We start from the raw sequence: 12,255 nt of genomic DNA on the forward strand, positions 1-12,255 counted from the left end.
CTTCTATATGTCTATTATACTAAAGTATCTGCCGCAGTGTTGCCGACTTTGGAAAATATTCAGTATAAAAAAAGACTGGGAAGCAACTCAGTCTTTAAAAGATAATTATGCCGATTGAATGATCAGCTTAACGCGTAAAGTATTTAGTCATTTTCGAAGCTGTGGCTTTTGAAAATGATTTTATATCAAGCCACAGTTCTCATGTTTTTCATCCAGATTAAGAAATTATTGGTGATCTTAGGCTTGACTTTTACTAAAAAAGTCCACAAAAGCAGCCCGCATAAGATGAATTTTCAAGTTTCAAATACCTTCATTTAGAACGGCTAAGCACTGAAACTTTGTTAGCCCCATTCTCGTTTTTTATCCGCTTCATCTTACCGGACTGCTATTATAATAAGGGATTCCCAAACTCTAACCTCTTTTCTACTACCAAGAGATAGTCCTTTTTATGATCACAGCGTTTGCTATAACCCCTTACACTCCGTATTATATATTAATTTGTCTGTAATTGCAATCGCTTACAATCAATGGTGATCCACCTAAAAATTTACTTTTTTTAAACTAAAAAAGCCCCTGAACCAGCATTAACTAGCTGACTTCAAGAGCCTTAGCATTCACTTTATTATTAAATCAGTATTCGCTTCAAACAAAGTCCCAGCAGTTTCCAAAGTTAATTTAGCAACAGCCACTGAAGCCTTAAAATAAATTTCGCAAATCAGTTACGATATTGCTAAAAAATTGTTTAACCTTAGCCCATAAGCCTTTATCATTTTTCAATTTATTAAAAATATTTTTAGCATTGGCTTGAATATTCTGTGATAGTTTACCTGCTTGATCTTTAAATGATTGACGATTCATAACTCCAGAAGCAGCAATTTTTTGCAGTAAACTAATAATTTTATTTTTTTGGTTTTGCGTGAGGACATTGTTCAGCTCATTTTTCTTAAGTTCCTTATCAACAATATCAGCAATCTCCTGCCGACTTAAACTAGCTGGGTTCTTTGTATCCGCTATTTCCTGCTTAGCTCCAGCAACAGCATTGTTCAACTGACTATCAGTATAACCATCTTTCCCCTTATTAGCTTGCGTAATACTACTTAGCAAGTTTTGTTCATTTTGTGCATTATTGATGTTTTTTTGACTCAGAGAATTTCCCGCAGCACTGTATGCGGCATAAACCCCCGCCAAGGCTCCAGATCCATCAATTGAGCGTGGACTGGTAACATAAATATTAGCATTTGTGATTCCGGCAGTTAAAGCCGCATTTCGATACTGATTTTGTGTAATGGTAGTGATATTATTCGAGCCATTATAGTCAACGATTTGAACATTTATCCCACCATTATCAGTTTTTTGAATTAAAGCTGACGACCAAACACCTGAATTATCAGTGAAGCTGTCCCCGCTTGGATTTAGATATTGAACTAAATCAGCTCCATCAATGGTAATTGCTTGAACATTGCTGCTATCAACATTAGCAGCATTCTCTAAGGTCTGAGCAACCTCACTTCTTTCAGAACTGGTCAACGATGTTCCGAGGGTCAAAATCGGTTGACTCAAAGTTACTTCACTTGAACTTGATGAACCAACACTGTCGCTGCTCGAGTTAGCTGCTGAAGAATTGCTGCTATTATTATTAATATTGACATTGACATTCGCATTTGTATTGTTATCAGCCGAAACATACATTTCTTTAATTGAAACTGCACCGCCCATTATTAACCCAAGCGACATCGCAAAAATCATTCTTTTGAAGTTCATTCAAATTACTCCTTTTTCATTCCTCAATAAAAACTTAAAGGATTTATTTTTATCAGAAGATCTTTTTTCCCTTATATCTTAAAAAAGTTTTTGTGTCAAGTTTTACCAGCAGCTTTTTAATCAAGCTTTAAGGAATGCTACTCAAAATTAGTTAGAAACCCTAAACAGTGTATAATAAACATATGAAAATTGTCCACTAAAAGAGGAAAAATTTATGCGATTTAAATTTCTTAAAGGCTTGTTAATATTAATCAGCGGAATTATCTTTTTGATTACTTTTTTAGCAATTTTTTCCCAAAATGTCAATCTTAATTTACCCAAAATCTTTGATTCAACTACCGATCGACAATTTTTGATCAGTCAATTCCGAACAATTGGCCCACTAAGTTTTATCGCCTTTATTATCATTCTGGCAATTGTCTCAGCAATCCCGGGATTTCCAAACTCAATTGTTGCCATAACCGCCGGAATTTACTTTGGTCCCTGGCTAGGTTCTTGCTTAAATCTGATCGGATTGGTGGCTGGTAGCGTCTTATCCGTGTCAGTTATTCAACTGACTTATGATTTCAAGGAAAAGCGGACCATTAAACGCAATCGGGTTTTAAATGATCTGTTGCAAATGAAACACAAGAAAATTGGCTTAACGATTGGCTATGCCGTCCCATTCATCCCGACAGTTCTGACCAATCTGGCTGCTGTCAAACTGAAAACGAAACTGCCAGTCATTTTCACCTGTGCTTTGATTGGCAGTCTCCCCTCGGCGGTAATTTATTCATTTTGCGGCAATTCGTTGCTCAGCGGCAATTACAAACAAAGCTTAGTGATCATCTCGATCATCTTGATTCTAGCTTTGCTGTTGGTTTTCATTCGCTACGACCGAAAGGAACAGCAAAAAATGTCAAGAGGTTGAAAAATTTCTCAACCTCTTTTTTGTTGCCATTTTGTTTTCAACCAGCCAACTGCAAAGAGCAGCAGTCCCAAAATCGTTAAAACAACGCCCAACTCAAATCCTGGTGGAATAAAGGTCAATTTGATATGGTTAGTACCTGCTTTCAGCGGCAATGTCAAAAAGATTCCCGCGACTGATCTAGTTTTGATCCGTTGGCCATTGATTTTGACCTGCCAACCGGGATCAGCCGGAATTGAAGTGTAAAGCCAGCCAGCTTGCCGCCGCTTAACGACCCCCTGGGCTTGATTTTGTGAAATCCTTAGGGGCACCGTTTGCTTCAGCATTTTTTTAGCCGCCGCTTGATATTGATGCGTTTTTAAAAAGATCACCTGTGGCTTGGCAAACGTCATTTGATGACTGCCATATATTTTAGTTGTAAAGGTAATTGTTTGTGCTTGACGATAATAACCTAAGTCAAAAAATTGACCGACTAAATTCAAATCAGCATTGGTCGTCAAATCCTGCTGTGGGAGATTGAGCACAACTTGACAGCCATTTGCTCCTTGATTACTCAGCAATGACAAATCAAAGTAGGCTTGCGAATTCGCCGGCACATTAACTTTCCAAGTCAATGTTTGCAAAGAGTTATCTTGACTGGCATTCAAATAAAAATGCTGTCGATCTTTTGTCGCTTGCGTATTATTAACTAAGGTCAACTGCGGAGTCTTTTGACTAAAGTATTGCTGAGTGTGACTTGAATCACTGACTGCATTTAACAGTGCTGTTTGATTTGCTAAAATCTGGTTGTCAAAATGCAACTGTGAAAGATCCTGATTTGTCTGAATAGCCAAGCCTGGTGCCAATTGATTGTGATAAAGATGGAAGGTGTTGCCTTGTGCTGACTGCAATTTAAAACCATACTTATTCAATCGCCCCTTAGCCAGATTTAATTTGATTCCCATTAAGCCATCCATAACCAAAGTATTGTTAGCATAAGCAAAGTTTAAATTGTTGCCGCCGGATTTGAAGCCCAACTGATTGATCCGGGCCTGAAACGGCCGATTGCGCATTGAAGAAAAGAAATCAGCGGCACTGTAATTGTACTGCAAGCTGTCATTGCGTGAGATCTCATCTAAATTCGCCGCTCGTAAAACGGTATCCGATTGCCGATCGATTTTCAAATCCGCTTCAATCTCCGCAGAGTTTTGTGTAGCTAGCCGACTTGCAGGGTAGTGCCATTCCAAATTAGTATCGCGAAGTAAGCAAAAAGCATTAAAAGTAACTTCAAAGCTAACTAAGACTGAAAATAAAATAATTTGCATAATCCGGTGCTGCCGAATTGGCTGACTTAGCAACAGACAATAAAGCAGCAGCAAGACTAAAGTCAAACTAAAATTAAATACTCCGGCATAATGATAATGTCCAAAACTACCTAAAAAAGCAACCACTGTAATCAGAAGATAGATCAAAGCAACTTTGATCAACAAATGCGGCTTGGTCAATTTCTCCCAAGCTTTACCGGCCAAAAGGAAAATCATAAATGACCACAAAAAACTGTAACGATACAAAAACATCGATGGCGCATGCCAGCCTTGCCAGGTCAAATCAACTACCTGCAGGTAAAATCCCAAAAGCAGTGCCAACAACAGCCCCCCATAGCCCAACTTCAAACGCCGGACATTTTCCGGCTGAAAAAAGAAATAGATCGCCAGCAACAGCGGCAATAAACCGACATAAACGAATGGAACTGTTCCATATTTGGTCGTATCGTAAACGCCGACCATGTTTTTGATGACCAGATCCCAGATTCCTGAATTATTAGTAAAGAGGCCAGTCACCCGTGATAAGGGCTCATGGGTGCGTTGCATAAATAAGATAACCGGTAAGACTAACCAGCTAGCTGCCAATAATGAACAAACTGTCGTCCAGCAATACCCCACAAATTGCCACAATGAAAGACGTTTAGTTGCCCAGTTGATGGCTAGATAATAGAGAAAAGAGAAAATTCCGACCATATAAGCTAAATAAAAGTTCATGATAAACAAAAGGCTATACATCCAAAACAAGCCGCCCTTTTTGCCAGTCGAGCTGAAATGGTTAACCCCAGCAATCACTAGCGGCAAAAGGTAGAGAATATCCAGCCACATTGTTTGTTCGGCATACGCTACGCCAAAAGCCATTAAACTGTAGCAAAGTGCCAGCAGGTGTCGTTGCCAACTCGCTAAAGCAAAAGTCCGCTTAGCAAACCAGTAGGAACTCAGACCCGCTAAGCCAAATTTAAGCAAAGTCAGCAAATAGACTGCATTTTCCATTTGATTTTTTTTAAAGAAGTAAACCAGCAAGGTGACTGGACCGCCCAAATAATAACTGTAAATGCCTAAATAATTGACGCCAAATGCTGCATTCCAATTGTAAAAAAAGCTTGATTTTCCATGCAAAACATCATGAAAACTATCATAAAAGTTTAGTGTCTGCGTAAAAGCATCACTCGCTAAAATGCTACGCTGGCTATCCCAATAAATTCCGTTTAAATAATAAGCCAGCGCAATCAGCACAAATGACAGCAAAAATGCTGCTAAATAATCGCAAACTGTTAAAGATTTCTTGAAATGCATATTGAATTCCTTTCAGTTTTAACTGCAAAAAGAGCCAACAATTATAAATTGATAATCATTCGCTCTCTGTTCTTTTTGATAAAACCATCAATTGATTAATTTTGCTTTTCACTCTTTTGCAGTATTACCAAGCCAGCGATTGCAGCAATAATTGCCATAACTCCTACAATGATTGCCCAGTGATTAGCTGTCTGATCTGTCTGCGGTAAAGAACCAGAATTGTTATTGTCGTCAATTCCATTGCCTAAACCAAATGCTGAGTTCGAGCTTGTTTGGCTAGAACTAGCATTCGTAGAAGTAGTTTGGCCGTTTTGCGTGGTATCAGTTTTCTGAGTTGAGCTGAAACTTGAACCGGTCGTTGTCGTGCTGCTATTACTGCTTGATCCAGTCGTTGTTGTCCCGGTTGTGTTGCTTGTGCTTGTGCCAGTTGTCGTCGTCCCGGTTGTGTTGCTATCACTGCTTAATCCAGTCGTTGTTGTCCCAGTCGTACTGCTGTCACTGCTTGATCCAGTTGTTGTCCCGGTTGTACTGCTATCACTGCTTGATCCAGTTGTTGTTGTCCCGGTTGTACTGCTATCACTGCTTGACCCAGTCGTTGTCGTCCCGGTTGTGTTGCTATCATTGCTTAATCCAGTCGTTGTTGTCCCAGTCGTACTGCTGTCACTGCTTGATCCAGTTGTTGTCCCGGTTGTACTGCTATCACTGCTTGATCCAGTTGTTGTCCCGGTTGTACTACTATCACTGCTTGACCCAGTCGTTGTTGTCCCGGTTGTACTGCTATCACTGCTTGACCCAGTCGTTGTTGTCCCGGTTGTACTGCTATCACTAGTTGTAGTACTGTTCGATTGCAAATCCCAGCGATGTGTCTCAGCATTAACAACAACTTTTCGACCAACGATGTTACCATCAAGATTTTGATTAATCGTCAAATTAGCATTTGGAGCCAAAACACTACCTTGGAATGGAGCATTAAAATCAATTTCCTGGTCCTTTTGGGTGTTAGTGAAATTCCACAAAAGATGGGCATCACTAAAATCCTCTGTCTCATGATTACTTCTTGTTGAATCATCAGCATAAGTTAAAATAATCTTTGAATTAACCACATATAGTTGTCCATCATTTTCAACATTGAAAACGATCATTGGTGCATCTTTAGCTTTAGAAATACCTGTAATCGTTAACGGAGTATTACTTGCTAATACATCACTAGCGAGATTGATCACAATTTGATTGTTCTGATTAGGTGTCAAACTGGCAACATTGATCACTCGTTGATTTTGATCTGGAAAATCAGCATTCTGGTAAGTTTTAGCTGGAGTTTCTGCCGCTAACTTATCAGAATTTTCGTTTAACTTAGCAAACTCCTGGTCAAAATCAATATATTGTTCAGTCTGACTGTCTTGATAAACTTCATTGACTTTCAAGTGGTCCATTTTTTGACCATTAACACTGACAGCATTGCCATTATCGGTTGTTCCAAGCTCAACGTCTTTGCCAAAAATCACTTTATTAGTTTGATCGCCTTGATCAGCCACAAAAGAACTAGCAGCGATTGATGTTACTTGCTGAATGTAGCTAACGTCTTGTTTAACAAGTCCTTCATGAATATTAGTTCCAAAATTTGCTTGACCATCTAAGTTTTGAACTGCTAAGTTGCCATCGGTATGAGCATTTAATTCTGCTTCCTCAGCAAAAATATGAAAAACTGAGGCAATATCCAAGGGATTATCCTGAACCCCGGGAAAATCTTGGACAGCTGTTCCGCCACTGGAAAAAGTTGTGCTGTTAGCATTAATTGTCTTATTATTAAAAATAAACAAGCCTGAAAATAAACATATCAACCCGAGCAAAAATTCACGTCTTATTTGTTTCATTTTTCCTCCCTGAAAATGTAAAAATATTTAATATTCCATGGAAACTTAGTTGTACATAATTAGTGAACTTAAAAATTAATTTGCTATAAAATCCTTACAGAACCGTATTTCTGATTTGCATATGAACTTAAATTGTTCTAAAATGAGCCTTGCATGATAATAAAATATATAGTAATTATAAAGTATTCCTTAATACTGAACATTAAGAATTCTTGCAATTCATCAAGATATCTTGCAAAAATTTTTTGAGAGGAAAAGCAGATGATAAAACTAAATCAGAATATTACTTTATTATCCCAAATAATTTCGAGTGACATTTTTATCTATCAACAAAGAATAATTCAAAGTACCATCAAGGAAGAATCGTTTAATCTACAACGAATCGTTGAAAAATCAGTCAAGCTAAATTTAAAGGAAAACATTCTCTTGGTTTCAACTAATGATAACTTTCATGTGATTGAATTCAGAATCGATGAATTTTTAATTCTAGTTGTACCGCATTTGAATACCACCAATATTCCGCTCGATTTTCATGGATTACTCGAATTTGGCGTCAAAATCAGCGAATCTTGTTCACTGTTATATCAATTACTCTGTGATCTTCCCGCTCCAAAATGGAAATATGAATTCCAAGCAAATAACTCGCAGGCTAAAATCGAGTTTGTTGGCAAAGATAAACTGGAAAAGCTTTATAGTAATGAACAAAATGTTTTTTCAGCTGTGGCACGCTTAGATGAAGAAGAGTTCACTCATGCTTTGCATTTACCAACATATACGGGCTATTTAGGTAGCATTTTTGAAGAAAAAGGCTATGAACGGGGAATGAAGGATTCTTTGATTCATTTCATATCGATCCTATTCCATGAAGGAATGGAAAATAACAAATTAGCTGTTGATTTAGTCTTAAAGCTCCAAGATGATCTACTAGGACGAATTGAATTTCGAACTTCGCTCAAGCCATTTATCCAGACAATGCAGGAGCTGGCAACTGAATGCTTTATCGCTTTACAAAAAGTTAAAAATATGACTAATTTATCACTAGCAGAACAATGTGCACTTTATATAAAAAATTGTGTTTATCGAAAAGTTACGTTGCAGAACATCTCAGCTTATCTAGGATACTCTCCTAGTACGATCAGTCACAAATTCAAACGTGAATATAATATGAGCATTAAATCATACATTAACTTACAAAAAATTGAAGCTGCTAAACACATGCTGGCGACTAATGTTTTAAGCCCTAGTGAAATTGCCAATTCGCTGCATTTTAGCAGTCAAAGCTACTTCAACTATGTTTTTAAGGATCTCGTAGGAGTTTCGCCAACTGAATATCGTGGACAAATTCGATAAAAAAAGCTCTTAAGTTGCCGCAAAGCAACCTAAGAGCCGTTTTTTTTATTGCGCAAGAATATTAATCATTTTCCATCAATAACCACAACACCAAATAAATAATCAGACCAGGAAATGGTGTCAAAGTCAAAATCACCCAAATGACTCGCAGGACAGTTGGATCCCAGCCATACTTTTCAGCAATACCACCTAATACTCCGGCAAAGACTCGGTTTGTCCTAGAACGTTTGATTGGGATATGCATCAAACTTTCCCCCCTTTATTTAAGAATAAGCTATTTACTGTCATAAAGCACATATGTGGATTCCAAATTTTTAACTGAAAATTCAAAAAAAGCCAAAAAAATAGCCTGATAGAATGGACTTTTAGCTCTAAATTGCTTTCGTTTTAAATCGGCTAGTCATCTGCTAGCTCAATTTCTGTTTAATTTATCCATCTCATCAGACTATTATATAGATAAGGGATCTTCAAACTCTAACCTCTTTTCCATTAAAGAAATAGTTTTTGATCACAGCGTTTGCTATAACCCCTTACACTTTGTATTATAATGGATTCGGTCAGTTTTTGCAAGCGATTACAAAAAATGTTACCACTAAGAATTCTAAAGTGGCTATTAATTTGCAAACTTAGCTGTTTCTTTCGACAATTTTTTGAATAACTTGACTTTGGTTTGATTGCCGAGAGAATACACTTTTCTCCTATATTCGCACTTTGTTGGTCCGTCACACTTTTTCTTAGATGATTCAGTTGCATTTGATTAAATTTTCATTGCTAAATCCCTTTGAATTTCATTTTTAATTGTATCTTACATTGTAGAACTGTAAAGATCTTAGACATTACAGAAAAATAGTTCTTAGGGAGTGGCGAAAGCTGCTCTTTTTTGGGTTTAATTAAGGTAAATGGATTTACGCTTTAGTTCAGGTGCGAGCTTAAATACATATTGGGGAAATTAATGATAGTTTATTACCGGGGTTGAGAAGTGATAATGATGATTGGGAACAGCGTGAGTTATCTAGTTTGTCAGAACGAGTTACTAGGAAAAACAAGAATAATGAATCTACTCGTCCACTAACAATATCTGCACAAGATGGTTTGGTGGATCAAAATAATTTTTTCAATAAACAAATTGCAAGCCGTGATGTTACTGGATATTTTTTGGTCAAGAATGGTGAATTTGCTTATAACAAAAGCTATTCGAATGGATATCCATGGGGGGCAATTAAGCGATTAGACAAGTATGAAATGGGGGTGTTATCAACTCTTTATATTGTTTTTAGACCAAGTACTATTAATTCACAGTTTTTAGTTTCTTATTATGACACAACTAAATGGTATAAGGAAGTTTCCAAGAATGCTGCGGAAGGTGCACGTAATCACGGACTATTAAACATTTCGCCTGTTGATTTTTTTAATACTTTGTTAACAATTCCTATATCAATTGGTGAGCAACAAAAAATCGGCACCTTCTTCAAGCAACTCGACCACCTCATCGCTCTTCATCAGCGTAAACTAGCTGTATTGAAGAAGCTGAAAAGAGGTTATTTGCAAAAAATGTTTCCAAAGCAAGGTAAGAGTATACCTGTTTTAAGATTTGCTGGATTTGATCAAAATTGGGAACAGCGTAAGTTAGGGGATTTGGGATCAGTCGCTATGAATAAGCGTATTTTTAAAGATGAAACATCAGATAATGGTGATGTTCCATTTTATAAAATTGGTACTTTTGGTAGCAAACCTGACGCGTATATTTCTCGTGAACTATTTGAAGAATACAAAGCGAAATACCCATATCCAGAAATTGGTGACATACTAGTTTCGGCATCTGGAAGTATTGGGAGAACCGTTGTATATGATGGTGCAGACGAGTATTTTCAAGATAGTAATATCGTCTGGTTGAAACATGATGAAAGACTTGATAATAAGTTTTTGAAACAATTTTATTCAATGGTAAAGTGGCATGGTCTTGAAAGAAGTACAATTAAAAGACTTTATAATAAAAATATTTTAAATACAGATATTCGTGTTCCTAGTCCTAAAGAACAAGCAAAAGTGGGTGAGTTCTTTGAAAACCTCGACCACCTCATCACCCTTCATCAGCGTAAACTAATCTCATTACAAAAACAGAAAAAAAGTTTTCTCCAAAAAATGTTTATCTAAACTTAAAAGGCACTCAAATGATTTTTCATCTGAGTGTCTTTCTTTTACATTAAAACAGACATTTCATGCATAATTTTGTCACTATCTTGAGATTCAAGTTCATTAATAATATGCAAATAAGTTTTTTGTGTTGTAGTGATGCTTGAATGTCCTAATCTGCGAGCAACAGAAGCAATTGACACTCCAGCAAATAGTAATAACGATGCATGTGTATGTCGTAAACCATGAATCGAAATTACAGGAACTTTAGCTTTTTTGCATAAAACAGCCAATCGATGATTAATGGTTGAATTAAAAACGCGTCCATTAACAAAAATCGGCTTATCTGGTGGACAATTTTTAATTAATTGTGAAAATTGCATTGCTGTTTGCCAGTCAAGTTCAACTTTCCTGACAGAAGAAGTATTTTTGGTTGGTTGAAATCCACCATCAACCCTACGATAGTTCCATGTTTTGTTGATTGTTAGCAGACGTTTTTCAAAGTCAAAATCTTGCGGTGTGGCTCCTAATGCTTCGGCAAAGCGCAATCCTGTTTTGGCAACAAGTAAAATAAACCAGTCCCAATTAAGTACTGTTCCCAGTTCAAGCTGCTTGATCAATGATTGGAGTTGTGACTGGCTCAAATATTTTATTTTCTTAGGGCGTGGATTTCTGCCTTTAATTGTAACTTTGCGAGTTGGATTTTGTTTGATTAAGCCTTCGTCTAAAGCATCCAAAATAGCACATTTAATTTGATGATGAAAATCCATAGTGGTTTGCCGTTCATGCTCAACTGCAAAATCATTGATCAACTTCTGATAAGCCCTTCGATCCAACTGGTTTAACTTCAAAGTTGGTGCCAGCACCCTAACCCAGTGAAGTGTTAAATAATATTTATCCAAAGTCACTTCTCGGACAGCATTGACTTTATATAAGCCGATCCATTCTGCATAATAACGATAAAAAAGCTGTGTTGATTTTTTTGAAGCCATAAGAAAAACACCTTCCAATAATTTTTTCAGCATTTAAGCTGATAAGTCAATTATTTGGGAAGATGCTTAATATTTAAACAAACTATTTAGCTGGTCCATTGTTCTTACTTTTATGAAAGTTGAATTTCTTAGCTAACTTAGTTGTTTGTTCAATAGTTTCATTAGTTAATTTATTTAGAGTTTCTTGATGCTTTTGTTTGGCGAATTTCTTTTCCTGATCGGCTTTTAATTTTAAAGACTTGCTTTTTTCAATTATTTCATCATTAGCATAGAAAATTTTCACATAGGTTTTAGGATCGACGGCCCAGCCAACTTTAGGTGACAAGTCTATAACAGTAAATGATCTTTTGTTTGCATATTTAATATCTGGAGTAACCAAAACCTTGCTAAAATTAAATCCATACTGGCTTAAAATCTTTTCAGCTTCCTCGACAGATATTAAAGTGACATCTGGAATGTGTACATAGTCCTTACGCTTTTCTAGCTGATCTCCTACAATTTTTGTAGCTGAGTCAACAAAATCTGGTGCAACTGCATCTAAAACAGTTTTTGTTACTTTACTGAATATTTTCTTTTTAGACATAATCTCATCCCCATTAGAGTATCCCTTTTCATTTATAACACTGGAGGTTAAAACTGTC

The 12,255-nt window shown here is 36.7% G+C and carries 9 protein-coding genes; 3 read left to right on the plus strand and 6 right to left on the minus strand.

Translation table 11 applies throughout. The annotated features are described in order from the left end of the window. Window positions 1-696 precede the first annotated feature (696 nt). Entirely contained in the window at window positions 697-1,761 is a 1,065-nt protein-coding gene (locus KH893_RS01660) for a DUF1002 domain-containing protein (protein WP_281164433.1), read from the minus strand. Window positions 1,762-1,975: 214 nt separating this feature from the next. Here KH893_RS01660 and KH893_RS01665 point away from each other — a divergent pair, with 214 nt between their 5' ends. Continuing rightward, the gene (locus tag KH893_RS01665) at window positions 1,976-2,671 is read left to right on the plus strand and encodes a VTT domain-containing protein (RefSeq protein ID WP_281164434.1); all 696 of its coding nucleotides are present in this window, start codon (window positions 1,976-1,978) and stop codon (window positions 2,669-2,671) included. 8 nt (window positions 2,672-2,679) lie between these two features. On the opposite strand, the gene KH893_RS01670 is transcribed toward KH893_RS01665, so the two are convergent. After that, on the minus strand, window positions 2,680-5,265 hold the full coding sequence (locus KH893_RS01670) for a YfhO family protein (RefSeq protein ID WP_281164435.1): 2,586 nt from the start codon (window positions 5,263-5,265) through the stop codon (window positions 2,680-2,682). Window positions 5,266-5,360: 95 nt separating this feature from the next. Then, window positions 5,361-7,139, minus strand: a complete 1,779-nt coding sequence (locus KH893_RS01675; protein ID WP_281164436.1) for a collagen-binding domain-containing protein — start codon at window positions 7,137-7,139, stop codon at window positions 5,361-5,363. A 261-nt stretch (window positions 7,140-7,400) separates the two neighbouring features. Between KH893_RS01675 and KH893_RS01680 the strand changes: the two genes are divergently transcribed. Further along, complete coding sequence (locus KH893_RS01680; protein ID WP_281164437.1) at window positions 7,401-8,489, plus strand: helix-turn-helix domain-containing protein; 1,089 nt, start codon at window positions 7,401-7,403, stop codon at window positions 8,487-8,489. Between the two features lie 61 nt (window positions 8,490-8,550). On the opposite strand, the gene KH893_RS01685 is transcribed toward KH893_RS01680, so the two are convergent. Further along, the gene (locus KH893_RS01685) at window positions 8,551-8,733 is read right to left on the minus strand and encodes a PspC domain-containing protein (RefSeq protein ID WP_281164438.1); all 183 of its coding nucleotides are present in this window, start codon (window positions 8,731-8,733) and stop codon (window positions 8,551-8,553) included. Between the two features lie 773 nt (window positions 8,734-9,506). On the opposite strand from KH893_RS01685, the gene KH893_RS01690 reads away from it, so the two are divergent. Next, window positions 9,507-10,643, plus strand: coding sequence for a restriction endonuclease subunit S (locus KH893_RS01690; RefSeq protein WP_281164439.1), 1,137 nt, complete (start codon window positions 9,507-9,509; stop codon window positions 10,641-10,643). A 44-nt stretch (window positions 10,644-10,687) separates the two neighbouring features. On the opposite strand, the gene KH893_RS01695 is transcribed toward KH893_RS01690, so the two are convergent. Next, window positions 10,688-11,614 carry a site-specific integrase gene (locus KH893_RS01695; protein ID WP_281164440.1) on the minus strand — a complete coding sequence of 309 codons (927 nt, stop codon included), beginning with the start codon at window positions 11,612-11,614 and terminating at the stop codon, window positions 10,688-10,690. A gap of 82 nt (window positions 11,615-11,696) precedes the next feature. Beyond that, window positions 11,697-12,197 (minus strand): PASTA domain-containing protein, encoded by a 501-nt coding sequence (locus KH893_RS01700; RefSeq protein WP_281164441.1) that lies wholly within the window; start codon window positions 12,195-12,197, stop codon window positions 11,697-11,699. Between the last annotated feature and the right edge of the window lie 58 nt (window positions 12,198-12,255).

The sequence above is a fragment of the Liquorilactobacillus sicerae genome, assembly GCF_029916425.1.
GTDB lineage: Bacteria > Bacillota > Bacilli > Lactobacillales > Lactobacillaceae > Liquorilactobacillus > Liquorilactobacillus sicerae.